This is a genomic window from Herbiconiux sp. (assembly GCF_023264855.1).
Lineage (GTDB): Bacteria > Actinomycetota > Actinomycetes > Actinomycetales > Microbacteriaceae > Herbiconiux.
Genome location: NZ_JAHFUW010000037.1, coordinates 14,746 through 39,718 on the forward strand (window position 1 = coordinate 14,746; position 24,973 = coordinate 39,718).

Sequence of the window (24,973 nt, forward strand, 5' to 3'; positions counted from 1 at the left end):
CGGCGTTCACGTGGGTGAACTATGGGCTGAATCCGGCCCCATAAGTTCATCGAGCTGTATCCTGATCCTATAGACGGGACGCTGTTCCGGTCTCAATGCGCCGGCTCGGATGCGGCGTGAGGGAAGGAAGTCATGGCGACGGACGACAAGGGCACCAGCGTCAAGTCCGCCGAACGGGCGCTCGGACTGATCGAGTTCGTGAGCGAGCACGAGAGTGTGAGCTTCGGGGAGATCCTGACCGAGCTCTCCATCCCGCGATCCAGTGCGCACGGACTCCTCCAGACGCTCACGGCCACGGGCTGGGTCGCGCACGACCCGCGCACCCGCCAGTACTCGCTCGGGCTCCGTGCCTGGCAGGTCGGGCAGAACTTCCGGGGCCACACCGACCTGCTTGGCATCGTGCGCCCCTTCATGGACAAGCTCGCCGGCGCTGTGGGGGAGACGGTTCAGCTCGCGCAGCTCGACGGCGTGAACAACGTCTACATCGCCATCAGCCAGGCCGCTCGCACGATGCGGCTCGCGTCGTCGGTGGGCACGCAGCTGCCGGCTCATGCGACGGGCATCGGCAAGACGCTCCTCGGTCTGCTGCCGCCCGCGGAGGCGGAACGGCGCCTGCGCGCGGCCGCACCGCTCGAGCACCTCACCGAGCGCACGGTCTCCGATGTCGACGAGCTGCTCGTCGTGCTCGACCGTGTGCGCGAGGAGGGCTTCGCCCTCGACGACGAGGAGTACATGAGCGGATGCCGCTGTGTCGCGGTGCCGTTGCCGTTCCTGTCCGACGCGCACCGCCAGATGGCGATCTCGCTCACCATGCCCACCTCGCGCACCGGTGAGCAGTGGCCGGGTGACATCCTGGGCCAGCTGCGCGCGACGGTGACCGAGCTCGAAGCGACCATCCGCCCCTAGAGGCGATCTGGCGACTTCCTTTCCCGGGCGGTGTTCCACTGCCCTGCCTTTCCTGCTGCCGGCGGGGCGATTTGGCGATCGCGTCTTGCCTTCGACGGCGGCGCTCCAGTAGCGTCGTGTCGAAAAGTTCATTCTGACGTATTTAAGTTCAGAATAGTGAACTCTAGGATAAGGGAGTCCTCGTGCACGATGCAGTCGATCCAGACGCCGTTCCGTCGGCCCAGAGCGAGTGGCTGATGGAACCGGTCCCCGGCCGGGGGATCAGCCGTCGCTCTTTTCTCTCCATCGCCGCTGCCGCGTCGGCCGTCAGTGGCCTGCTGCTCATGGACAAGCCGGGGCAGGCGTCGGCACATCCGCTCCCCGCCGCCTTCGTCAGAGACACGTCGGGCTCCGCCGGCACGGCCCGGTACCTGGTGGAAGAGGACTTCCACATGCCGAACGCCGTCACCGACCCGATTCTGATCGTGCCGTCGGGGTGGGACGTCCGTCAGGCCGGCGGCAGCTTCACGTTCGCGTACGGACGCTGGGCGAAGGTGACCGACAGCGGAGGCCTGCCCGTCGTGATGCAGCGGCGGTTCACGGCGCACGAGGCCGGCGTGCTCACCGTCGACTTCCGGTTCGAACCCCTCACCGCGCTCAACGGCGTGACCTGGACGGTCGGAACCACCGGGGCGAACGCGGTCGTGCTCACCGCCGACGCGGGCCAGCTGAGCGTGCAGACGCCGACGGGAGCCCAGGCCCTGGCGAGCCTCACCGTCGGAACGCCGGTGGGCGTGCGCGTGATCCTCGACCTCGACGCGGGGCAGTTCACCGTCTCCGTCAACGGGGCCACGGCGACTGCCGCGATCCCCTTCGCCCAGGCCGCGACCGTGCTCGACCTCTTCACCATCCAGACGAGCGAGGCCTTCGTCGGCAACTTCTACATCGACACCGTGCGCATCCACCGCGGCTTCGTGGTGAACGAGTCGTTCGTGACCGTGCCGAGCGGCCTTCCCGCCGACTGGGCCGCGGCGGGTGCGGGTGCGGTCTTCTCGATCGCCGAGCTGCACGGATCGAGCTACGCAGATCGCTACAGCCTGCTGGTGAACACGCTCGCAGCCACCGCGCCCGCGACGTTCCAGCGCACCTTCACGGCGCTCACCGACGACCTGACCTTCGAGTTCCGCTTCCTCGCCCCATCCGGCGCACAGAACGTCTCGGCGGTGCTCTCGGAGGGCACGCAGCCCGGGCTCCAGATCGGGGCCTCCGCCGGCAGCATCACCTACGCGGATGCGAGCGGAGCACCGGTGGTCTGCTACGACTGCAAGCCCAACCTCTGGTACCACGTGCGCGTGACGACCGACGCGGCGAACAATCAGGCCACCATCGTCGTGAACGGCAAGACCGCCGCATCCGGAGTCGCGATCCCGGCCGTCACCGCGGTCGACACCCTGACGTTCGGAGTCGGAGCGGGGCCGTCGGGCAAGGTCTACCTCGACGACATCCGGCTCTCGGTCACGCCCCCGGATCCCACCGACTACGTGCCCACCCCCGTGCCGCTGGACACCGGCGACTACCTCGTCGGCGTGCAGACCTTCGCCGGCTGGCGCGAGGGTCATCACCAGGGCTGGGATGCTCTGAGCCCCTATCCGAGCCGCAAGCCGCTGCTCGGCTGGTACGACGAAGGCGACCCGGAGGTCACCGACTGGGGCATCAAGTGGATGGTGGAGAACGGCATCTCGTTCGAGCTGGCGTGCTGGTTCCGCCCGCTGGACGGGGTGGGGCAGCCGATCAAGGTGCCCGACCTCGGCCACCACCTCCACCAGGGGCTCTTCACCTCGCGCTACAAGTCGCTCGTGAAGTTCGCCATCATGTACGAGAACATCAGCAGTGGCGCCACCAACAGCAGCGACTTCCGCACGGTGATGGTGCCGTACTGGATCGAGTACTACTTCCGCGACCCGAGCTACCTGGTCATCGACAACAAGCCGGTGTTCTCGATCTACTCCATTCCGAAGCTCATCACGACCTTCGGCAGCGCTGCGGCGGCGGCTGCGGAGGTCGCGTATCTCCGCACGGCGGTGCAGGCCGCCGGGTTCGACGACCTCATCATCATCGCCCCGCAGGTCGACGCTAATGCGCCGACCGTCGGCGTCGATGCCCAGTACAAGTACAGCGTCGGCGCCGTCGCCGCGCTCACCGAGGGCTACCGGCAGAACCTGCTCACCTGGCGCGGCAACGCCGTGGTCGACGTGGTGCCGACCATCTCGATGGGGCAGGACCAGCTGCCCTGGAACCTCACGCCAGGAGCGTGGGCGAGCGTGACCGATTTCGAGGCGAATGCGACCTGGGTGCGCGACGACTTCATGCCGGCGCTACCCACGTCGAGTCTCGGCCGGTCGATGGTGCTGGTCGACAACTGGAACGAATTCGGCGAGGGCCACTTCGTGATGCCCAGTGCGCTGGCCGGATTCGGCTACGTGAACGCGGTCGCGAACGTGTTCGGTTCGGCCACGCCCGGCGCGAACGTCACTCCCACCACCGCACAGGCGGAGCGGCTGGGCCTGCTCTACCCGGCCGACCGCACCCAGCCGCTCAAGGAGCTGCCGGCGCCGGCCAAGCCCGACGACTACTGGACGCGATGGACGTTCGACACCGACGGCGACGTCGAGGGCTGGACCAACAGCGAGAACAACCAGGTCACGAACATCCAGGTGCAGGACGGTGTGCTGACGGCCACCTCGATCGGCACCGACCCGGGCCTGGTGTCACCCGACCATCTCGGCATCGACGCCAATCGGGCGCCGTGGGTGCGGATTCGGATGAAGAGCGACACGCCTCCGGAGTACTTCTACTTCATCACCGAGGCCGACTCGACGTGGAGCCAGGACAAAGGCGCGCAGGTGATCGTCGATTCGTACAACGACGAATTCGGCGTGGGGTACATCGCGGCGTGGGGCAACGCCAAATGGGTCGGCACGATCCGGCAGATCCGGATCGACATGATGTCGACGCCCGGCGACTTCACGATCGACGAGATCGGCGTGGTGAAGGTGCCGCTCACCCCTCCGGCGCTGCTCGTCGGCGGCAAGTACTCCCGCACCGCGGTTCCCCTGCTCGCCCCGAACGGCACGCCGATGGTGCCTGCGGCCTATGTGGTGGAGGCGACGGGCGGTCGCCCCGAGTGGCGCCCGGACACCCAGTGGTTCGTCGCCCGGCACACCGGGACGACGCTGATCGCCCAGGTCGCCAGCAGTTCGGCCCACGCCGGGGCGACGGTCATCCACCTGGATGCGCCGTGCCTGTGGGTCGGCGGTCGCTTCTACATCGCCGCGACGTTCTTCCAGCAGGCGCTCGGGTACACCGTCACCTGGGATGCCACGGCCCAACTGCTGACGATCACCCCGTGATGGCACGGCAGACCACCCTGGTCGACTCGCGATCGCACGACGGAAGGGAAAGGGAACGATGACCCGCGTCGCCATCCTCGGCACCGGCATGATCGGAGCGGTGCACCGGCGGGCCGCGCTCCTGGCGGGAGCCGAGATCGTGGGTGTCCTGGCGTCCACGCCCGACCGCAGCGATCGCATCGCGACGGCGTGGGGAACCGCCCCGATCCGGTCCCTCCGCGATCTCGATGCGCTCGAGGCGGATGTCGTGCACGTCTGCTCGCCCAATGCGCTGCACGTCGAGCACACCCGGGCCGCGCTCGACGGCGGAGCGCACGTGATCTGCGAGAAGCCGCTCTCGGTCGCCAGCGACCAGGCGGCCGCCCTCGCAGACCACGCCGCCGCCCTCGCAGACCACGCCGCCGCGCTCGGCCGGGTCGCGACCGTCCCCTTCGTGTACCGCTTCCACCCGCTCGTGCGAGAGATCCGAGCTCGAGCGCTGGCGGGCGGATTTGGCGCCTGGCAACTCCTGCACGGCAGCTACCTGCAGGATTGGCTGCTGCCGTCCGGTGCGACGAACTGGCGCGTCGATGCTGCGCAGGGCGGTCCCTCCCGCACCTTCGCCGACATCGGATCGCACTGGTGCGACCTGATGGAGTTCGTCACCGGCGAACGGATCGAGACCGTCATCTGCGAGATGACCACCACGATCCCCGAACGGCCGGTTCCCTCGGGCGGTGCCCACGCGGGGGAGCGGATGAGGGTGGACACCGAGGATGCGGCCGCCGTGCTCTTCCGCACCCGCTCCGGAGTGCTGGGAAGCGTGACGGTCTCGCAGGTCTCGGCGGGGCGCAAGAACCGGCTCTGGTTCGAGTTCGACGGTGCGGAGAAGTCGGCGGTCTTCGATCAGGAGAATCCGGAGACCGCCTGGCTCGGCTCCGAGGCATCCGATGAGATCATCCGCCGCACGGCCGGCCACGGCGCCCCCGACGCGCGCCGGCTGTCGACGCTTCCCGCGGGGCATCCTCAGGGCTACGCGCAGTGCTTCGAAGCCTTCGTCGACGACACCTACGCCGCCGTCCGCGGTGAGCACCGCGACGGCCTGCCCACGTTCGCCGACGGGGTCCGATCCGCACGCATCGTCGATGCGGTCGTGGAGTCCGCCCGCACCGGAACCCGCGTGGCCGTCGTCGACCATCGGGAGCTGATCCATGCGTGAGAACGGCCGGCCCGTCACGCTGTTCACCGGGCAGTGGGCCGACCTGCCCTTCGAGGAGGTCGCCCGCCTGGCGGCCGGATGGGGATACGACGGCCTGGAGATCGCCGCATCCGGCGACCACCTCGACCTCGAACGAGCCGACCAGGATGACGCCTACCTCCGTTCCCGCACGGAGATCCTCGACCGCCACGGGTTGACGGTGTCCGCGATCTCGAACCACCTCACCGGGCAGGCCGTCTGCGACGACCCGATCGACTTCCGTCACGAGGCGATGCTCCGGCCCTCGACCTGGGGCGACGGCGAGCCCGAAGGCGTGCGGGGTCGTGCCGCCGAGGACATGAAGCGTGCCGCCCGCGTCGCCCGCCGGCTGGGAGCCGATGTGGTCGTCGGATTCACCGGCTCGAAGATCTGGCCCTATGTGGCGCAGTTCCCGCCCGTCCCGGCATCGGTGATCGACGCCGGCTACGAGGATTTCGCGCGCCGGTGGAACCCGATCCTCGACGTCTTCGACTCCGAGGGGGTCGTCTTCGCCCACGAGGTGCATCCCGGTGAGATCGCGTACGACTACTGGACCGGCGTTCGAGCGCTCGAGGCGATCGAGCACCGCGCCGCGTTCGGCTTCAACTGGGATCCGTCGCACATGATGTGGCAGAACATCGACCCCGTCGCGTTCATCGTCGACTTCGCCGACCGCATCTATCACGTCGACTGCAAGGACACGCGGTTGCGCCGACCTGATGGTCGTTCCGGCGTGCTCGGCTCGCACCTCCCCTGGGGGGATCCTCGTCGCGCCTGGGACTTCGTCTCCGCCGGACACGGCGACGTTCCGTGGGAGGACTGCTTCCGCGCTCTGCGGAGCATCGGGTACTCCGGGCCGATCTCGATCGAGTGGGAGGATGCCGGCATGGAGAGGCTGCACGGCGCCCGGGAGGCCGTCACGTTCATCCGCTCGCTGATGTGGCCGGTTCCCGAGGCCTCGTTCGACAGCGCCTTCGGCAACCAGTAGGAGCGCGCGCGCGGGAGGCCGGGCGCGAAAAAAGCCCCCTCCCATGTAGAAGCTAGGGAGAGGGCTTCGTGGCTCCGACGGGCGTCGATCCCGTGACCTCACGATTTTCAGTCGTGCGCTCTACCAACTGAGCTACAGAGCCGAACGGGTGCCGTACTACCAGAATACTGCGCCGCTCTAGCGAAAAGCCCTTCCGGTGTGGAAGGGCTTTCACGCCTTGCGACCCTGACGGGACTTGAACCCGCGACCTCCGCCGTGACAGGGCGGCACGCTAACCAACTGCGCTACAGGGCCTTACTTTATTCGCTTGCTTTTCTATTGTATCTGTTGCCGCGCGGTGCTCGTGACCTGCGGTGTTCGTAGCCCCAACGGGATTCGAACCCGTGCTACCGCCGTGAAAGGGCGGCGTCCTAGGCCGCTAAACGATAGGGCCGCGGCGACAACTCATCGAGTATGCCACAACTTGTGCGCAGGAACCAATTCGCGACGAGTTGCCCACATCCGGCCGGATGTCCGTGCAATCCACACGCGCCCGGGTTAGATTCCTGGGAGCGCTGTGACAGATGTGACGGATGCGAAGACGACAGCACGGCAGGCCGCGGGCACGGCTCGGCCATCAGCACGGCAGGGGAGCATGAGCACCGGGAACCACGTCACACCTCGACGGCGCAGGCGGGGCTTCCTCACGGGGCTCGTCGCGCTGGCGCTCGTGGTGTCCGCCGGGATCGCTGCCGGGCCTGCCTATGCCGACGATGAGTACCCCACCTGGGACGACGTGAAGAACGCCCAGGCCAACGAGGCGGCCAAGGGCGAAGAGGTCACGCGCATCCAGGGCCTGATCGAGAGCATGAACTCGGCGGTGTCCGCGGCGCAGGCGGTCGCCACGCAGCGCGGAACCGAGTACCAGGCCGCTCAGGAGAAGTACGACACGGCGAACTACGTCGCCGGTGAACTAGAGGCGCAGGCGGCCGAGGCGGCCACCCGCGCCGACACCTCGAACCGCCAGGCCGGGCTGCTGGCCGCGCAGCTGGCGCGCTCCGGTGGGGGCGACCTCACGCTGAACCTCATCGTCGGGGGCGACCAGCTCTCCAGCGATCTGCTCTACCAGCTCAGCGCGATGTCGAAGCTCAGCGAGAAGACCTCGCAGATCTACGCGCAGGCCGAGCAAGACCGCAACACGGCCTCGGCCCTCACCGCGCAGGCGCAGGTCGCCCGTGACGAGCTGAAGGGTCTGGCCGACGAGGCCCAGCGCCTGCGCGACGAGGCGGTGGCCGCCCAGCAGGCGGCCGAGTCCGCGCTGCAGGAGCAGCAAGACCACCAGGTCGAGCTCTCGGCCCAGCTGCAGGTGCTGCAGGAGAACCGGGCGGCCACCGAGGCCGACTTCCAGAAGGGCGTCGACGCCCGGGCGGAGGCGGCACGCGCGGCCGCGGCCGCGGGCCTGCCCACCCTGCCGTTCATCGCGGCGAGCGGATGGTCGAGCCCGTTCCCGGGGGCGTTCTCCTCCGACGAGTACGGGATGCGCGTCAATCCGGTCGACGGCGGCTACCGGCTGCACTCGGGCATCGACCTCGTCTACGGCGGCGGCACCTGCGGCGCCTACGTCTATGCGGCGGCCGAGGGGCTCGTGAACTACGCGGGCTGGAACGGCGGCTACGGCAACTTCATCCAGATCGACCACGGCGGCGGCATCGCCACCGCCTACGGCCACAACACCCAGCTGCTGGTGAGCAACGGCGACTACGTCTCGGTGGGCCAGCCCATCTCGCTTGCCGGCACCACCGGCAACTCCACCGGCTGCCACCTCCACTTCGAGGTGCGCCAGAACGGCACCGCGGTCAACCCGCGGCCGTTCATGGAGGCGCAGGGGATCACCTTCTGGTACGAGCATTCATGACGATGACCAGACCGACCCGACGAGTCCCGGGCGCCACGCGAGCACACGGCTCCGGGAGGGCCGTCCCGCGCTTCCGTCTCGCCGCCGCCATGGCCCTCGCGGCCGGCATCCTCGCGGTGGACGTGTTCCGCGGAACCGAGGGCGCATCGGCCGCCGACTACCCCAGCTGGGAAGACGTGCTGGCGGCACGCGCGAGCGAGTCGACGAAGCAGGCCGAGGTCACGCGCATCCAGGGTCTCATCGCGGGTCTGCAGGCCGAAGTCGTGGCCGCCCAGGCGCTCGCGGTGCAGCGGGCCGACGAGCACTCGGCGGCGCAGGCCGCCTACGACTCGGCGGCGTTCCGGGCCGACGAACTGGCGGCGCAGGCCGTCGAGGCGGCATCGCGCGCCGAGGCATCGAACGCGCAGGCCGGCATGCTCATCACTCAGTTCACGAGGGCCGGCGGCGCCGATCTCACGCTGAACCTGATCGTGGCCGGAGACGACTCCGACGATCTGCTCTACCAGCTCGGCGCGATGAGCCAGCTCTCGCAGAAGACCGGGCAGCTCTACGAGCAGGCCGCGAACGACCGCAACACGGCGCAGTCGCTCACCGAGCAGGCAGAGGTGGCCGAATCCGCTCTGGAGGCGCTGAAGATCGCGGCGCAGGAGGCGTTCGACGCCGCGATCGCGGCCCAGGAGCAGGTCGAAGCGGCGCTGGCCGAGCAGCAGGCGCAAGGCGCGGTGCTGCAGGAGCAGCTCGCATCCCTCACCTCGGCCACGCAGAAGACCGTGGCGGAGTACGAGAAGGGTGTCGAGGAGCGGCGCAAGGCCGAGGAGGCGGCTCGCGCGGCGGCCGAGGCAGCCGCGAAGGCCGCCCGGGAGGCCGCCGGGGGCGGCGACTCCGGTCCCGGTCCGTCGGTCGACGGCTGGTCGAGCCCGCTCTCGAACTGGATCGTGAGCGACGAGTTCGGCAACCGCTTCCACCCGATCGATCGCGTCTGGCGGCTGCACGCCGGCATCGACCTGGTGCGCGGCGGTGGCACCTGCGGTGCTCCGGTCTACGCGGCGGCGGCCGGCACCGTCACCCAGGCCAGCTACAACGGAGGCCTCGGCAACTCCGTCACGATCAACCACGGCGGCGGCCTCACCACCGTGTACGGCCACAACTCCTCGCTGAACGTCGGCCGCGGCCAAGACGTCGGCGGCGGCGAGATCATCGCCTGGGCCGGCACCACCGGCAGCTCCACCGGCTGCCACGTGCACTTCGAGACCCGCGTTGACGGGAGCGCGCAGAACCCGCGGAACTACGTGGGTTTTTGAGCTGTTGCTAGCTGCCGGGGCGGCCGGGCTTCGCTCGCACCTGGCGACCACACGCTCACCCTGGGTCGTCGAGTACGGCCCGCGACCTTGTCGCGCGTCGGGTGGTGAAATGCATCGCGACCCGTCAGTTTTGGCCCGAAAAGGTGCTGAGAAGGGCCGAAAGTGACGGGTCGCGATGAGAGTGGGCGGGGCCCGAGTGCGCTGGGCGCGAGAGGGTGACTAGTGTCCTGCGCCCTCTTCGGCGAGCTTCTTGAAGCCGGCCTCGACGATGGCCTCGGCCTCGGCGGCGTCGCCCCAGCCTTCGATCTTCACGAACTTGCCGGGCTCGAGGTCTTTGTAGCGGGCGAAGAAGTGCTCGATCTCCTTGCGGGTCTGCTCCGGAACATCCGTGATGTCCTGGATGTGCAGCCAGCGCGGGTCCTTGTGGGGAACCACGACCACCTTGGCGTCGGAGCCGGCCTCGTCGCTCATGTTGAGCACACCGACGGGGCGCACCTTCACACCGACACCCGGGAAGACGGGGTACTCGAGCAGCACGAGCGCGTCGACGGGGTCGCCGTCCAAGCCCAGGGTGTTCTCGAAGTACCCGTAGTCGGTGGGGTAGGCGAAGCTCGTGAAGAGCACGCGGTCGAGGTACACGCGACCGGTCTCGTGGTCGACTTCGTACTTGTTGCGGCTTCCCTTGGGAATCTCGACGACGACGTCGTACGCGGCCATAGGTGGTGCTCCCTCGATGTGTGGCGGTCTGAGTGCAATAACGTTACTGGATGCACATGGACGGCCGCCGACCGCGCCTCACCCCGGCCATCGCCGACGTGCGCCGCGCGGTGCGCGAGGGTCTCGCCGCGGCGGGTCTCGCCGAGGGAACCGCGGTGCTCGTCGCTCTGAGCGGCGGACCCGATTCGCTGGCGCTCGCCGCCGCGACGGCTTTCGAGGCGCCGCGGGCGGGCATCCGGGCCGGCGCGGTGATCGTCGACCATGGTCTGCAAGAGGGGTCGGATGCGGTGTCCGAGCGCGTGGCCGGCCAGGCGCGCGCTCTCGGCCTCGACCCCGTGCTCGTGCGGCGGGTCGAAGTCGCCGCGGGTCCGGCATCCGTCACCGGAGGCGTGGAGGCCGCAGCCCGGGACGCCCGCTACGCGGCGATCGACGAGGCACTGGCCACCACCGGCGCCCACGCCGTGCTGCTCGGCCACACCCTCGACGACCAGGCCGAGTCGGTGCTGCTCGGCCTCGCCCGGGGTGCCGGCGCCGGAAGCCTCGCGGGCATGGCGGCCGTCACGCCGCCACCCGGGCACGACGACCACGACCACGGTCACGGCGGCAGCCGCGCATCCGGATCCGTCGTTCCCCTCGGCTCGCGCCTGCGTCCGCTGCTGGGCATCCGTCGTGCGCAGACGGAGGCGTTCTGCACCGACTCCGACCTCACGCCGTGGCACGACCCGCACAACGACAGCGAGCGCTTCACCCGGGTGCGCGTGCGCCGCTCGGTGCTGCCCGTGCTCGAGGCCGAGCTCGGCCCGGGCATCGCGGAGGCGCTCGCCCGCACCGCCGAGCAGCTGCGCGAAGACGACGAGACCCTGCACGACATGGCGATCGAGACCATCGAAGACCTCGTCGAGCACGCCGAGGCGGGCATCGCGATCTCGGTGGGCGCGCTCGAGGCGAACCCGCCGGCGCTCCGCAACCGCATCATCCGGTACGTCGTCGAGAGCGAGTTCGGGGTGGCGCTGTCCCGCGTGCAGACCGTGGCGACTGCCGCGCTGGTGACGGATTGGCACGGCCAGAAGGGCGTCGATCTGACAGGGATTAGAGTGGTGCGGCAGGGCGGCCGGCTGGTGTTCAGCCGGGCGGTCCGCGGCGACGAGCGCGAGCACTGACCAGCGCGAGCACTGACGAGAAGAGGGACAGCCGGATGGACATCAGCGACATCGAGTCGGACATCACCGAGGTGCTGCTCACCGAGGAGCAGATCGCCGAGACGATCGCGGGCCTGGCCCGGCGCATCGAGGCCGACTACACGGATGCCGACGACCTGCTGCTGGTGGGCGTGCTGCGCGGCGCCGTGATGGTGATGGCCGACCTCGCCCGCGAGCTGCGCCTGCAGCTCAACATGGACTGGATGGCGGTGAGCTCGTACGGATCCGGCACGCAGTCCAGCGGCGTCGTCCGCATCCTGAAAGACCTCGACACCGACATCTCGGGCCGCAAGGTGCTGATCGTCGAAGACATCATCGACTCCGGCCTCACCCTCTCCTGGCTGCTGGCGAACCTGCGGTCGCGCGGTGCCGCATCCGTCGAGATCTGCGCCCTGCTGCGGAAGCCGGAGGCGGTGAAGGTCGAGATCGACGTCGAGTACGTCGGCGTCGACATCCCGAACGCCTTCGTCGTCGGCTACGGCCTCGACTACGCCGAGCGCTACCGCAACCTCAAGTCGATCGGCGTGCTCGCCCCCCACGTCTACTCCTGACGCCCGGCCTGCCGCGCGGGGTCGAGAGAGCGTGGGCGGCGCTTGTTACGCCCACGGGGAACATGGAGGCGCCGCTCAGCGCGCGACGAGTACCCTTGCACCACGACCTAAGCCAGTGCCGACTCGTGCGGTACCGAAGCGATGAAGAGACATGAACGCGAAACGCATCTTCCGATCTCCCATTCCCTACATCCTCCTGGGTGCGATCGCGCTGTGGATCGGGTTCAGCCTGATCACGAGCGTCGGCTATCAGCAGGTCACGACGCAGGAGGGCCTCGGGTTCCTCTCGAGCGGCAAGGTCTCCGAAGCCACCATCATCGACGGTGAGCAGCGCGTCGACATGACGCTGGCCACCGCCGACGACAAGTACGGCGACAAGGTGCAGTTCTACTACGTGGCCCCGCGTGGCACCGAGGTGGTGAACGCCGTCACCGAGGCGAACCCCTCCGACGGCTACAACGACCAGGTGCCCCAGCCCAACTGGTTCCTCTCGGCCCTGGGCCTGTTCCTTCCGATCCTGCTGATCGGCGCCTTCTTCTGGTTCATGCTCTCGGGCATGCAGGGCGGCGGCAACAAGGTGATGCAGTTCGGCAAGTCGAAGGCGAAGCTCGTCTCGAAGGAGACGCCCAAGGTCACGTTCGACGACGTCGCCGGTGCCGAGGAGGCGCTCGAAGAGCTCGAAGAGATCAAAGACTTCCTGAAGGAGCCGGCCAAGTTCCTCGCCGTCGGCGCCCGCATCCCGAAGGGCGTGCTGCTGTACGGCCCTCCCGGTACCGGCAAGACCCTGCTGGCCCGCGCCGTCGCGGGCGAGGCCGGCGTGCCCTTCTACTCGATCTCCGGATCCGACTTCGTCGAGATGTTCGTGGGTGTGGGTGCGAGCCGGGTGCGCGACCTGTTCCAGCAGGCCAAGGAGAACTCCCCGGCCATCATCTTCATCGACGAGATCGACGCCGTCGGCCGCCACCGCGGCGCCGGCATGGGCGGCGGTCACGACGAGCGCGAGCAGACGCTGAACCAGCTGCTGGTGGAGATGGACGGCTTCGACGTGAAGACGAACGTCATCCTGATCGCGGCCACGAACCGGCCCGACATCCTCGACCCTGCCCTGCTCCGCCCGGGCCGCTTCGACCGCCAGATCGGCGTCGACGCGCCCGACCTGAACGGCCGCAAGAAGATCCTCGAGGTGCACGGCAAGGGCAAGCCGCTCTCGGCCGGCGTCGACCTCGAGGTCGTCGCCCGCAAGACGCCGGGCTTCACCGGAGCGGATCTGGCCAACGTGCTGAACGAGGCCGCCCTCCTGACGGCGCGCAGCAACGCGCAGCTGATCGACAACCGCGCCCTCGACGAGGCCATCGACCGCGTGATCGCCGGCCCCCAGCGCCGCACCCGCATCATGCGCGACCAGGAGAAGCTCGTCACCGCCTATCACGAGGGCGGTCACGCCCTGGTGGCGACGGCGATGAACTATACCGATCCGGTCACCAAGATCACGATCCTGCCGCGCGGCCGGGCCCTCGGCTACACCATGGTGCTGCCGCTGGAAGACCGCTACTCGGTCAGCCGCAACGAGCTGCTCGACCAGCTGGCCTACGCCATGGGCGGGCGCGTCGCCGAGGAGATCGTGTTCCACGACCCCACCACCGGCGCCTCGAACGACATCGAGAAGGCCACCGGCACCGCCAAGAAGATGGTCACCGAGTACGGCATGACCGCCTCGCTCGGTGCGGTCAAGCTCGGGGCGGCCTCCGGCGAGATGTTCCTCGGCCGCAACATGGGCCATGAGCGCGACTACTCCGAGAGCCTCGCCCAGCAGGTCGACGCCGAGGTGCGAACCTTGATCGAGGCCGCGCACGACGAGGCCTGGCAGGTGCTGAACGACAACCGCGACATCCTCGACCGGCTGGCCGCCGAGCTGCTCGAGAAGGAGACGCTCGACCACGAGCAGCTCGCCTCGATCTTCGAGGGTGTGAAGAAGCTCCCGTTGCGCCCGCAGTGGCTCTCCAGCGAGCACCGCCCGGTGTCGTCGCTGCCGCCCATCGCCTTCCCCACTCAGAAGGCGCCGATCGACAGCTCGGCCGTCGACGGTGGTGTCGACTCCGAGCCCGAGCCGGAGTCGAAGCCGGCGCGCACCCCGCGGATCAACCCGCGCCCCGCCACCGCCTGAGCGCCCGTGTCATCCGTCGACCGGGACAGGATCGAGGCCGCGGTCAGCGAGATCCTCGCCGCCATCGGTGAGGATCCCGCCCGCGCGGGCCTGCAGGAGACCCCGCGGCGCGTCGCTGAACTCTTCGCCGAGCTCTACGGCGGTGTGGGGCAGGATCCGGCCGACGCGCTCGGGCAGGCCTTTCCGGCTCCGGATGCGCCGGCCGCCGAGTCGAATCCGTCCGGGCCGGCGACCCCAGATGCGGCCGACCCTACCGAATCGCCGGTCGCGCCTGCCGGGCAGCCCGTGCTGATGCGCGGCATCGCCTTCCGCTCGGTCTGCGAGCACCACCTGCTCCCCTTCGAGGGGGTGGCGCACGTCGCATACGTGCCCGACCGCGTCGTCGCCGGTCTCGGCGGCGTCATCCGCGTGGTGGAGTCCGCGTCATCGCGCCCGCAGCTGCAGGAGCGCCTCACCGACGACATCGCCGAAGCGCTCGAACGCGGCCTCGGCGCGCGCGGCGTGCTGGTGGTGCTCGACGCCAAGCACGGTTGCGTGACGGCTCGGGGTGCCCGTCAGACCGGCAGCAGCACCGTCACCCTCGCCGCGCGCGGCGAGCTGGCCGACCCGGCCGCCCGGGCCGAGATCACCGCACTGATCGGCGCGGGCGCAGCCCCCGGAGGCGATCCGCGATGACCGTCATCATGGGCATCCTCAACGTCACACCCGACTCCTTCAGCGATGGCGGGCTCTGGTTCGACGGCGACGCCGCCATCCGCCACGCCGAGGGGATGGTGGCCCGTGGCGCCGACATCGTCGACGTCGGCGGCGAGTCCACCCGGCCGGGCGCGCCGCGCGTGGCCATCTCCGAGGAGCATCGGCGGGTGCTGCCGGTGGTGCGCGAGCTCGTGGCGCGCGGCATCACCGTGAGCGTCGACACCATGAACGCCTCCACGGCCGCGGCCGCCATCGACGCGGGCGCCGCCATCGTGAACGACGTCTCGGGCGGTCTGGCCGATCCGGAGATGGACGACGTGATCATCGGCAGCGACGCCCGCTTCGTGGTGATGCACTGGCGCGGGCACAGCGACGTGATGAACGACAACGCGCGCTACACCGACGTCGTGGCCGAGGTGGCCCGCGAGATCGAGTTGCGCGCCGCCCAGCTGATCGTGAAGGGCGTCGCGCCCGAACGCCTGATCCTGGATCCGGGTCTCGGCTTCGCGAAGAACGGCCCGCAGAACTGGACGGTGCTGGCGCATCTGGATCGCCTCACCGCGCTCGGCGTGCCGGTGCTGGTCGGCGCCTCGCGCAAGCGGTTCATCGGCGAACTGCGACCGGGCAGCACGCGCGTCGAAGAGCGTGACTTCGCATCGGCGGTCGTCGCCGCCCTCGCGGCCGCGAACGGCGTCTGGGGAGTGCGCGTGCACGACGTATCCGGAACCCGCCAGGCCCTCGACGTGGCCAAGGCGTGGACGAAGGGCAGGATCGAAGCATGACGGACATCGACGAGCTCGACATCCTCACCCTCACCGGTCTGGAGGTGTTCGCGCACCACGGCGTCTTCGACTTCGAACGCGAGAACGGCCAGCGCTTCGTGATCGACGTCGCACTCTGGCTCGACACCGCCCCCGCCGCGGCCGGCGACGAGCTCGCCGCCACGGTGCACTACGGCGAGCTCGCGGTCGAGATCTCGGGTGCGGTCGCGGCCGATCCGGTCGACCTGATCGAGACGCTGGCCGAGCGGGTCGCCGGCGTCGTGCTGGCCCACGAACCCGTGCAGCGCGTGCGGGTGGTGGTGCACAAGCCGGATGCGCCGATCACGGTTCCGTTCGGCGATGTGAGCATCACGATCACGCGCCGCCGCGCCCACGCCGCAGCCCTCGCCGACGCCCCCGGCGCCCGCCCGCTCCGAGCAGAGACGCCCCCAGCATGAACGCCCTGAACCCCCGCCCGATCCCGGTCGTCACCAAGCGCCTCGTCGGTCTGCCGGCCGTGCTGGCCTTCGGCAGCAACCTCGGCGACCGCGAGGCCACCATCCTGGCGGCCGTCGACGAGTTGCGCGCCGAGGAGGGCATCGAGGTCGTGGCCGTCTCCCGGCTCTACCAGACCACCGCGGTCAAGCTCACCGGCATCGACCACTCGGCGCCGCCTTACCTCAACGCCGTGGCGAGCATCCGCACCACCCTGCATCCCGAAGAGCTGCTCGGCGTCGTGAACCGCATCGAGCACGAGCACGGGCGGGTGCGTGCCGAACGCTGGGGCGACCGCACGCTCGACGTCGACATCGTGACCTTCGCCTCGGTGGTGCGCGACACCGAGCGCCTCACGCTGCCGCACCCGCGCGCGGCCGAGCGCGACTTCGTGCTCGTGCCCTGGCTCGAGATCGCTCCGGATGCGACACTGCCGGGCCGTGGCCGGATCGACCGGCTGCTCGCCACCATCCCCGACACCACCCTGCAGCCGTACGTGGGGGAGCCCCGGTGAGACACACCCGCCCCGCCACGGTGGTGCTGTTCGGCCTCGTCGGCGCCATCGCGGGATTCGTGCTGGAGGTCGCGCTGGCTGCCGCCGGACAGCCCGTGATGATCCCGCCGTACACGCTCGCCGTCACGCTGGTGGCCGCCGCGGTGATCGTGGTCGTGCTCGCCGTGCCGATCCGCCGTGCCATCCGCGGCACGTCCGCCACCCGGATCAATCCGTTCCGCGCGATGCGGGTGGTGGTTCTCGCGAAGGCCTCGAGTCTCGTCGGCGCGTTGATCGCCGGCTTCAGTGCGGGCGTGCTGGTGTTCCTCCTCACCCGTCCCGTGGTGGCCGACGTCGGCTCGCTCTGGCCCGGCATCGTGGCCGCGCTCGCCGGCGCGGTGCTGCTCGTGGCGGGTCTCGTGGCCGAGCGGCTGTGCACGCTGCCGCCCGACGAGCCCGAGACGAAGTGAGTGCCGTGCCTCCTGAGCCCGGGCCGGCGGATGCGGTGCAGAATCCGGATGCCGTGGCGCCGTCCGGGCCGGCCGACGCGCCCGGGCCGGCCCCGGCATCCTCGAACCGGCTGACCGTCGACGGCGAGTGGCGCGGGGTGAGCCCCAAATACCTCGGCGTGGAGATCGTGTCGAGCATCATCGGACTCGTGGTGCTGTGCGGCATCACCGTGCCGTTCATCCTGCTCGGTACCTGGTTCGGCTGGCCGGCGCTCGTGCTGGCCTTCGTGATCGGCGTGGTGACGATCGCGCTCGCGCCGCGCCGGGTGCGCTCGATCGGCTACCGGCTGCGCTCGGACGACCTCGTCTTCAAGCGCGGCATCATGTTCCACCGGGTGGTCTCCGTGCCGTACGGCCGGATGCAGCTGATCGACATCACGCGTGGGCCGGTCTCGCGCGCTCTCGGGCTCGCCGACCTCAAGTTCGTCACCGCCGCCGCCTCGACCGGGGTCAGCATCCCGGGTCTGGTCGACGCCGAGGCGACGCGCCTGCGCGACGAGCTGGTGTCGCTCGCGGAGTCGCGCCGGGTCGGGCTCTGACGGTGTGGCGATGACCGGCGGATCCGGCGGCGAGACCGACGGCAGCGGGCCCGGCGGGCTCCGCCGCGAGCCGGGCGACCTCGTCGACGGCGAGTGGCACCGGCTGCACCCGGCCACGCCGCTGCTGCGCGGCGGCATCGTCCTGATCGCCATCCTGGGATTCGTCATCGCGAACTTCCGGGAGCGCTTCCTCGACTGGGTCTTCGCGGCCCCCGAACTGCCGGGCGATCCGTTCCAGGTGGCGTACGAGCGCGGGCAGCTCGGCTGGGCCGTCGTCATCCTCGCCGTGGGGCTGGTCGTCGGCGTCATCGTCTTCTATGCCTCGTGGCGCATGCACTCGTTCCGGGTCGGCGACGACGTGGTGGAGGTGCGAAGCGGCATCCTGTTCCGCACTCATCGGCGTGCCCGGCTCGACCGCATCCAAGGGGTGGCGATCGGCCGTCCGCTCTTCGCGCGCCTGTTCGGTGCGGCGCGCCTGGAGATCAGTGTCGCCGGCCAAGACGCCATGGTGCAGCTCGCCTACCTCGGCAGTGCCGACGCCGACCGCCTCCGCCGCGAGGTGCTCACCCTCGCCTCCGGCCTGCGCGCAACCGCATCCGTGTCCGTATCTGCTCCCGCTCCCGCCCCAGCGCCTGGCGCCTCGGTGAGCTCCGAGCCTCTCCGCACCGGGGTCGTCGACCGGCGGATGCGCGAGCTGCTCGCCCCCGAGCTCGACCCCTCGGCGGCGCCTCCCGAGTCCGTGGTGCGCATCCCGGCCGGCCGGCTCATCGCGTCGCTGGTGCTGAGCGGGTTCACCGTGGCGCTGCTGATCGTGGGCGCGTTCGTCGTGACCACGAGTCTGCTCGGGCGGCGCGAGTTCTTCGCCATCCTCGTGCTGCCGGGTGCCGCGGCCGCCATCGGCTACTACTTCAACCGCACCACGAAGTCGCTGCGCTACAGCATCGCCGGCACTTCCGACGGTGTGCGGGTGGGCTTCGGCCTGCTCTCCACGAGCAACGACACCCTGCCGCCCGGGCGCATCCACGCCGTCGAGGTGAGCCAGCCGCTGCTCTGGCGGCCGGCGGGGTGGTGGATGATCCGCATCAACCGGGCGGGGGCGGCCGGTGAGGGGAGCGCGCAGACGAGCACGCTCATGCTGCCCGTGGGCACGGTCGACGACGTGCGGAAGGTGCTCGGACTGCTGCTTCCGGGACTCGCCGGCGCCGAGACCCGCGAGCTCGTGCTCGCGGGTCTCCAGGCGCGCGCCGGCGAGGGCTTCGTCGACGCGCCTCGGCGGGCGTGGCCGCTGCGCCCGTTCTCGTGGCGGCGCACCGGCTGGGCCGAGACTCCGGACGCCGTGCTCATCCGCTCGGGATTCGCCTGGCGCCACCTCACGGTCGTGCCGCTCGCGCGGGTGCAGAGCCTGCGCGTCTCGCAGGGCCCCCTGCTCCGGATGCTCGACCTCGTCGAGCTGAGCGTGCAGACCGTCGCCGGTCCGGTGCGCGCCACGGTGCCCGTGCTCGACCGCTCGGTGGGGGAACAGGCCTTCGCCCGCTGGTCGGCCGAGGTGGTGGCGGCCGACAGGGCCGACCGCTCGCACCGCTGGGCCGCATCCGGAGCCGTGCCCGACCAGACGCCGGGCCCCGCCGACCGCGGCGCATCCGAAGCCGGCACCGCCCCCACCCCGAATTCCGCCCCCGACCCCGGAGGAGAACGATGAGACCGTCCGAACGCACCGGCCGCCTGGGTGTCGGCATCATCGGCGCGGGCCGCGTGGGCCCCGTCATCGGCGCGGCGCTCGCCGGAGCGGGCCATGCGCTCGTGGGCGTCTCCGCCATCTCCGAGGCGAGTCGCGAGCGAGCGGATGCGATGCTGCCGGGAGTGCCCGTGCTCCCCATTCCCGAGCTCGTCGAGCGCAGCGAGCTCGTGATCATCGCCATCCCCTCCGACCAGCTCGCCGCGCTGGTGAAGGGCCTGGCCGAGACCGGCGCCTGGCAGCCCGGCCAGCTCGTGCTGCACACCGCGGCGCCCTTCGGCGTCGAGGTCTTCGCGCCCGCCCGTGCAGCCGGTGTCATCCCGCTCGCGGTGCATCCGGCGATGTCGTTCACCGGCACGAGCGTCGACCTGGCGCGGCTGGCCGGCACCCACTTCGCGGTGACCGCCCCCACGCCCGTGCTGCCGATCGCCCAGGCGCTGGTCGTCGAGATGGGCGGCGAACCGGTGGTGGTCGACGAGGCCGACCGCGCGGCCTACGCCGAGGCGATCGAGACGGCCACCACCTTCTCGACGGCGATCGTGGAACAGGCCGCCGGCATCCTGAGCGGGATCGGAATCGAGAGGCCCGGCCGCCTACTCGCTCCGCTCGTGCGCTCGTCGGTGGAGAACGCCCTGACGCGCGCCGGAGGCCCGCTGCCCGGGTAGCATCGTCGTGGCGCCGGATCCTCGGGCGCCACTGCACCCTCGAAGGAGCCCCAGGTGGCCGACTCCGTCTCCCTCTCGGAAGACCTCGCCCTGAACGCCGCGCCGAGCGCCGCAGCGGGCACCGTTCCGGTCGCCGCATCGACGCCTGTCGTGGTGACGACGGTGGCGGGCCTGCGCGAGGCGCTCGCCGAGGCCCGCACCGCGCGCGGCAGCACGGCGCGGGTCGCCCTCGTCCCCACCATGGGCGCCCTGCACGCCGGGCATCTGGCCCTGGTCGACCGGGCCGCCGAGGTCGCCGACATCGTCGTGGTGTCGATCTTCGTGAACCCGCTGCAGTTCAGCGATCCGGCCGATCTCGATCGCTACCCGCGCGATCTCGACGGCGACCTCGCCGCGATCGCCGCCGGCGGTGGGCACGTCGACTACGTCTTCGCCCCGGATGTCACCGAGCTCTACCCGCACGGCGACGTGGCCACCCGCGTCACCGCCGGGCGGGTCGGCGGCCTCTTCGAGGGCCGCAGCCGTCCGGGTCACTTCGACGGGGTGCTCACGGTCGTCGCCAAGCTGATCAACGCGGTCGGACCCGACGTCATCCTGTTCGGCCAGAAGGATGCCCAGCAGGTCTTCTTGGTGGGGCGGATGATCGACGAGCTGAACATGCCGGTGACGCTTGACGTCATCGAGACCGTGCGCGACGGCGACGAACTCGCGCTCTCCAGCCGCAACCGCTTCCTCGACGCGCGCGAGCGCCGGGCCGCCGTCACGCTCCCGCACGTGCTCGAGGCGGCCGAGTCCGCGGCCGACCGTGGCATCGACGCGGTGCTCGCGGCGGCACAGGCGGCCGCCATGGGCGAGCAGCTGGTCGACCTCGACTACCTGGCCATCGTGCATCCCGACACCTTCCTGCCCGTCGACGACGACTACACCGGCCGCGCCCGCGTCATCATCGCCGCCCGCGTGGGCGACAACCGCCTGATCGACAACGCCGCGATCTACCTCGGCGCCTGACGTCGCCGCGACCCGCTTCGTCGCGTTCACTCCAGCGAGCCTGACCCCGAACTCCGCCACTATGGCCGAGCTTGCGCTGAGAGTCGCTGCAGTGGACCGCAAGGGCGGCGGGCGGCCCGCGCGGTCCCGGTAAACTGGGCGGGACTATAGGAGACCCGTTCCGCATGACCGACGCATCCGCGCCCCGCACCACCCCCGCCTCCGCCGAGACCGAGATCGTCGAGCCCACCGAGGACGAGATCTTCGAGCAGAAGGCCGTGCGCCTGGCCAAGCGCGACAAGCTGAACGAGTCCGGTGCCGAGGCCTACCCGGTGGCCGTTCCCGTCACCACCACGATCCCCGCCGTGCGCGCGAAGTGGGGCCACCTGGCCGCCGACGAGACCAGCGGCGAGACCGTCGGGGTCGCCGGTCGTGTCGTGTTCCTCCGCAACACGGGCAAGCTGTGCTTCGTCTCGCTGCAGTCGGGCGACGGCACCCGCATCCAGGCCATGCTCTCGCTCGCGAACGTGGGCGAGGAGTCGCTGGCCGAGTTCAAGGAACTCGTCGACCTCGGTGACCACCTGTTCGTCTCGGGTGAGGTCATCTCCAGCCGCCGCGGCGAGCTGAGCGTGATGGCCACCGGCTGGAAGATCGCCAGCAAGGCCGTCCTGCCCCTCCCCAACCTGCACTCCGAGCTCTCGGAGGAGGTGCGGATGCGCAACCGCTACCTCGACCTGATCGTGCGCGACCAGGCCCGCCAGATGGTGCGCACCCGGGCGCAGACGATGGCATCGCTGCGCAGCACCTTCGCCGATCGCGACTACCTCGAGGTCGAGACGCCGATGCTGCAGACCATGCACGGCGGCGCCGCGGCCCGTCCGTTCGCCACGCACTCCAACGCCTTCGACACCGAGCTGTATCTGCGCATCGCTCCGGAGCTCTTCCTCAAGCGCGCCGTGGTGGGCGGCATCGACCGGGTGTTCGAGATCAACCGCAACTTCCGCAACGAGGGCGCCGACTCCACCCACAGCCCCGAGTTCGCGATGCTCGAGGCCTACGAGGCCTACGGCGACTACACCTCGATCGCCGAGCTCACCCAGTCGCTCATCCAGAACGCGGCGTTCGCCGTGGCCGGATCGCACGTGGTCACCTGGGCCGACGGCACCGAGTACGACCTCGGCGGCGAGTGGGACCGCATCAGCATGTACGGCTCGCTCTCCGAGGCGGCCGGTGTGGAGATCACCCCGTCGACGAGCGTGGCCGAGCTACAGGCCATCGCCGACCGCGAGGGCGTCGAGGTGCACCTGCCCAACCACGGCAAGCTGGTCGAAGAGCTCTGGGAGCACTTCGTGAAGGGCGGCCTCACCCGCCCCACCTTCGTGATGGACTTCCCGCTGGAGACGAGCCCGCTCACCCGCGCGCACCGCAGCATCCCGGGCGTGGTCGAGAAGTGGGACCTCTACATCCGCGGCTTCGAGCTGGCCACCGGATACTCCGAGCTGGTCGACCCCGTCATCCAGCGCGAGCGTTTCGTCGAGCAGGCCAAGCAGGCCGCGGCCGGTGACGACGAGGCGATGCGGCTCGACGAGGAGTTCCTGCGCGCGCTCGAGTTCGGCATGCCCCCGTCGGGCGGCATGGGAATGGGCATCGACCGCCTGCTGATGGCGATCACCGGTCTCGGCATCCGCGAGACCATCCTGTTCCCCCTGGTCAAGTAGCCCTCTCAGCGGGGCGTGCGAGGATGAGCGCATGAGCTTTCTCGGCAGCGGTCCCAAAGATCCGTACCAGCCCGGCAAGACCGAGCGCGAGAACAACGCGGGCAACGCGGGCCGGGTGAACCCCGACGACAAGGACCGGGATCCGAGCAAGCCCACAACCACGCGCATCGCGATCTGGATCATCGTCAGCGCCGTGGGCCTCTACTTCATCGGCTCGGGCATCTACGGCATCATCACGAACGGCGGCTGAGCGGTCAGGCCGGGCACAGCCCGGCCGCATCCGGATGGCGTACCCTTGACGGGATGGACGATCTCTGGCCTGCACTCGCGGCACTCGCACCGACGGTTCTGATCGGGCTGGTGTTCTGGTTCGTCATGCGCGCCCTGATCCGCTCCGACAAGGCCGAGCGCCGGGCGAAGGCGAAGATCGAGGCCCAGGAGCGCGCGCGACTCGGCCTGCCCGCCAAGGCGTCCGCCGAATAGGTCAGGTCACCCCCGATCGCCTGCCCGGCGCATTCGCTCCGACCCGATACGGTATCCCTAGGGAACAGGGAGTTCGCCAGGGGAGCGGGGAGCATGTCGGCATCTGATGTGGCGGTCTTCGTCGCCCTCGCGCTGCTGCTGATCGACCTGGTGATCCGTGTGATCGCGGTGATCGTGGTTCCGCGCAACCGCCGGCCCTCCACCGGCATCGCCTGGCTGATGGCCATCTTCGTGCTGCCGTACGTCGGTTTTCTGCTGTTCCTGCTGATCGGCTCGTACAAGCTGCCGAAGTCGCGGCGCGACAAGCAGCACGCCATCAACGAGTTCATCATCGAGACCACCGAAGGTATCGAGCGGGTCAGCAACAACCAGCCCTGGCCGCCCTGGTTCAAGAACGTCGTCGAGCTGAACCGCACCCTCGGCGCGATGCCCCTGGTCGGCGGCAACAACGCGAGCCTGGTGGGCGACTACGACGAGGCGATCCGCCAGATGACCGTGGCGATCGACCAGGCGCAGCGCTACGTGCACGCCGAGTTCTACATCCTGTCGCTGGATGCGACCACGGCCCCGTTCTTCGACGCCCTCGAGGCCGCCGCCAAGCGCGGCGTGACCGTGCGCGTGCTGCTGGACCACATCGCCTCGGTGCGCGCCCCGGGGAACAAGAAGACCGCCAAGCGCCTGAACGCGATGGGCGTGAAGTGGCATTACATGCTGCCGGTGCAGCCTCTCAAGGGCAAGTGGCAGCGGCCGGATCTGCGCAACCACCGCAAGATCCTGGTCATCGACGGCGACCTGGCCTTCATGGGTTCGCAGAACGTCGTCGATCGCAGCTACAACAAGAAGGGCAACATCCGTCGCGGCCTGAAATGGCAAGACCTGATGACCCGCCTCGAAGGCCCGATCGTGGCCGGCATCAACGCCATCTTCATCACCGACTGGTACAGCGAGTCGAACGAGCTGCTGCTGCGCGAGACGCGGGCCATCACCGACGAGGTGATCGACGACGAGCCGGATGCCCTCGATATGCAGGTGGTGCCGTCCGGTCCCGGGTTCGACGGCGAGAACAACCTGCGCCTGTTCCTGGCGCTGCTCTACAACGCGCAGCAGCGCATCATCATCACGAGCCCCTACTTCGTGCCGGATGACGCGATGCTCTACGCCATCACCACGGCCACGCAGCGCGGTGTCGAGGTGCAGCTGTTCGTCTCCGAGATCGGCGACCAGGCGCTCGTCTACCACGCGCAGCGCTCGTACTACGAGGTGCTGCTGCGGGCGGGCGTGAAGATCTGGATGTACCAGTCGCCGTACATCCTGCACTCCAAGCACTTCACGATCGACGACGACGTGGCCGTGATCGGCTCCTCGAACATGGACATGCGCTCGTTCAGCCTCAACATGGAGGTGTCGCTGATGGTGCGCGGCCGCTCGTTCGTGAGCGAGATGCGGGCGGTCGAAGACGGGTACCGCGCCGTCAGCCGCGAACTGACCCTCGAGGAGTGGCACAAGCAGCCGCTGCGCTCGACGATCCTCGACAACCTCGCGCGCCTCACCTCCGCCATCCAGTAGG

General features: G+C 69.8%; 23 protein-coding genes and 3 tRNA genes. 22 read left to right on the top strand and 4 right to left on the bottom strand.

Features of this window, described 5'->3' with window-relative positions; translation table 11 throughout:
• Positions 1–132 precede the first annotated feature (132 nt).
• The 4 genes from Q0D75_RS14540 to Q0D75_RS14555 all read left to right on the top strand — a co-directional run bounded on the left by Q0D75_RS14540 (position 133) and on the right by Q0D75_RS14555 (position 6,499).
• Complete coding sequence (locus tag Q0D75_RS14540; RefSeq protein ID WP_291054786.1) at positions 133–906, top strand: IclR family transcriptional regulator; 774 nt, start codon at positions 133–135, stop codon at positions 904–906.
• A gap of 182 nt (positions 907–1,088) precedes the next feature.
• A complete protein-coding gene (locus Q0D75_RS14545) occupies positions 1,089–4,295 on the top strand; it encodes a stalk domain-containing protein (RefSeq protein WP_291054789.1) in 3,207 nt (1,068 codons plus the stop codon).
• 58 nt (positions 4,296–4,353) lie between these two features.
• Positions 4,354–5,493: a Gfo/Idh/MocA family oxidoreductase gene (locus tag Q0D75_RS14550; RefSeq protein ID WP_291054792.1), complete on the top strand. Its 1,140-nt coding sequence runs from the start codon at positions 4,354–4,356 to the stop codon at positions 5,491–5,493.
• The gene (locus Q0D75_RS14555) at positions 5,486–6,499 is read left to right on the top strand and encodes a sugar phosphate isomerase/epimerase family protein (protein ID WP_291054795.1); all 1,014 of its coding nucleotides are present in this window, start codon (positions 5,486–5,488) and stop codon (positions 6,497–6,499) included. Before Q0D75_RS14550 ends, Q0D75_RS14555 begins: the two co-directional genes overlap by 8 nt.
• 69 nt (positions 6,500–6,568) lie before the next feature.
• Here Q0D75_RS14555 and Q0D75_RS14560 read toward each other — a convergent pair.
• From Q0D75_RS14560 to Q0D75_RS14570, 3 genes are all read right to left on the bottom strand, one after another.
• Positions 6,569–6,641: transfer RNA gene (locus Q0D75_RS14560), tRNA-Phe, on the bottom strand.
• A 78-nt stretch (positions 6,642–6,719) separates the two neighbouring features.
• A tRNA-Asp gene (locus Q0D75_RS14565) sits at positions 6,720–6,793 on the bottom strand.
• Positions 6,794–6,859: 66 nt separating this feature from the next.
• Positions 6,860–6,932: transfer RNA gene (locus Q0D75_RS14570), tRNA-Glu, on the bottom strand.
• 201 nt (positions 6,933–7,133) lie between these two features.
• On the opposite strand from Q0D75_RS14570, the gene Q0D75_RS14575 reads away from it, so the two are divergent.
• Both Q0D75_RS14575 and Q0D75_RS14580 read left to right on the top strand, forming a co-directional pair.
• On the top strand, positions 7,134–8,393 hold the full coding sequence (locus Q0D75_RS14575) for a M23 family metallopeptidase (RefSeq protein ID WP_291054798.1): 1,260 nt from the start codon (positions 7,134–7,136) through the stop codon (positions 8,391–8,393).
• A 2-nt stretch (positions 8,394–8,395) separates the two neighbouring features.
• On the top strand, positions 8,396–9,694 hold the full coding sequence (locus Q0D75_RS14580; RefSeq protein ID WP_291054801.1) for a M23 family metallopeptidase: 1,299 nt from the start codon (positions 8,396–8,398) through the stop codon (positions 9,692–9,694).
• Positions 9,695–9,913: 219 nt separating this feature from the next.
• Here Q0D75_RS14580 and Q0D75_RS14585 read toward each other — a convergent pair whose 3' ends face one another.
• Positions 9,914–10,411, bottom strand: coding sequence for an inorganic diphosphatase (locus tag Q0D75_RS14585; protein WP_291054804.1), 498 nt, complete (start codon positions 10,409–10,411; stop codon positions 9,914–9,916).
• A 56-nt stretch (positions 10,412–10,467) separates the two neighbouring features.
• Between Q0D75_RS14585 and tilS the strand changes: the two genes are divergently transcribed.
• The 16 genes from tilS (at position 10,468) to cls (ending at position 24,972) form a co-directional block, all read left to right on the top strand.
• Entirely contained in the window at positions 10,468–11,571 is a 1,104-nt protein-coding gene (tilS, locus tag Q0D75_RS14590; protein ID WP_291054890.1) for a tRNA lysidine(34) synthetase TilS, read from the top strand.
• Between the two features lie 35 nt (positions 11,572–11,606).
• The gene (gene hpt / locus Q0D75_RS14595; protein WP_291054807.1) at positions 11,607–12,161 is read left to right on the top strand and encodes a hypoxanthine phosphoribosyltransferase; all 555 of its coding nucleotides are present in this window, start codon (positions 11,607–11,609) and stop codon (positions 12,159–12,161) included.
• A gap of 151 nt (positions 12,162–12,312) precedes the next feature.
• Complete coding sequence (gene ftsH, locus Q0D75_RS14600) at positions 12,313–14,325, top strand: ATP-dependent zinc metalloprotease FtsH (RefSeq protein ID WP_291054810.1); 2,013 nt, start codon at positions 12,313–12,315, stop codon at positions 14,323–14,325.
• A gap of 6 nt (positions 14,326–14,331) precedes the next feature.
• A complete protein-coding gene (gene folE, locus Q0D75_RS14605) occupies positions 14,332–15,000 on the top strand; it encodes a GTP cyclohydrolase I (RefSeq protein ID WP_291054813.1) in 669 nt (222 codons plus the stop codon).
• A complete protein-coding gene (gene folP / locus Q0D75_RS14610) occupies positions 14,997–15,803 on the top strand; it encodes a dihydropteroate synthase (RefSeq protein ID WP_291054815.1) in 807 nt (268 codons plus the stop codon). The genes folE and folP overlap by 4 nt, the downstream gene beginning before the upstream one ends.
• Positions 15,800–16,240: a dihydroneopterin aldolase gene (folB, locus tag Q0D75_RS14615; RefSeq protein WP_291054817.1), complete on the top strand. Its 441-nt coding sequence runs from the start codon at positions 15,800–15,802 to the stop codon at positions 16,238–16,240. The genes folP and folB overlap by 4 nt, the downstream gene beginning before the upstream one ends.
• On the top strand, positions 16,237–16,791 hold the full coding sequence (gene folK, locus Q0D75_RS14620; RefSeq protein WP_291054820.1) for a 2-amino-4-hydroxy-6-hydroxymethyldihydropteridine diphosphokinase: 555 nt from the start codon (positions 16,237–16,239) through the stop codon (positions 16,789–16,791). Before folB ends, folK begins: the two co-directional genes overlap by 4 nt.
• Entirely contained in the window at positions 16,788–17,240 is a 453-nt protein-coding gene (locus tag Q0D75_RS14625) for a DUF3180 domain-containing protein (RefSeq protein ID WP_291054823.1), read from the top strand. The genes folK and Q0D75_RS14625 overlap by 4 nt, the downstream gene beginning before the upstream one ends.
• Before the next feature lie 5 nt (positions 17,241–17,245).
• Positions 17,246–17,818 (top strand): PH domain-containing protein, encoded by a 573-nt coding sequence (locus Q0D75_RS14630; RefSeq protein ID WP_291054826.1) that lies wholly within the window; start codon positions 17,246–17,248, stop codon positions 17,816–17,818.
• 10 nt (positions 17,819–17,828) lie between these two features.
• Complete coding sequence (locus tag Q0D75_RS14635) at positions 17,829–19,517, top strand: PH domain-containing protein (RefSeq protein WP_291054829.1); 1,689 nt, start codon at positions 17,829–17,831, stop codon at positions 19,515–19,517.
• On the top strand, positions 19,514–20,218 hold the full coding sequence (locus Q0D75_RS14640) for a DUF2520 domain-containing protein (protein ID WP_291054832.1): 705 nt from the start codon (positions 19,514–19,516) through the stop codon (positions 20,216–20,218). Before Q0D75_RS14635 ends, Q0D75_RS14640 begins: the two co-directional genes overlap by 4 nt.
• A gap of 153 nt (positions 20,219–20,371) precedes the next feature.
• Complete coding sequence (gene panC, locus Q0D75_RS14645; protein ID WP_291054893.1) at positions 20,372–21,226, top strand: pantoate--beta-alanine ligase; 855 nt, start codon at positions 20,372–20,374, stop codon at positions 21,224–21,226.
• A gap of 164 nt (positions 21,227–21,390) precedes the next feature.
• Positions 21,391–22,923 carry a lysine--tRNA ligase gene (gene lysS / locus Q0D75_RS14650; protein ID WP_291054835.1) on the top strand — a complete coding sequence of 511 codons (1,533 nt, stop codon included), beginning with the start codon at positions 21,391–21,393 and terminating at the stop codon, positions 22,921–22,923.
• A 31-nt stretch (positions 22,924–22,954) separates the two neighbouring features.
• A complete protein-coding gene (locus Q0D75_RS14655) occupies positions 22,955–23,173 on the top strand; it encodes a hypothetical protein (protein WP_291054859.1) in 219 nt (72 codons plus the stop codon).
• 53 nt (positions 23,174–23,226) lie between these two features.
• Positions 23,227–23,406 carry a hypothetical protein gene (locus Q0D75_RS14660; protein WP_291054860.1) on the top strand — a complete coding sequence of 60 codons (180 nt, stop codon included), beginning with the start codon at positions 23,227–23,229 and terminating at the stop codon, positions 23,404–23,406.
• 93 nt (positions 23,407–23,499) lie between these two features.
• Positions 23,500–24,972: a cardiolipin synthase gene (gene cls, locus Q0D75_RS14665; protein ID WP_291054863.1), complete on the top strand. Its 1,473-nt coding sequence runs from the start codon at positions 23,500–23,502 to the stop codon at positions 24,970–24,972.
• Position 24,973 lies beyond the last annotated feature (1 nt).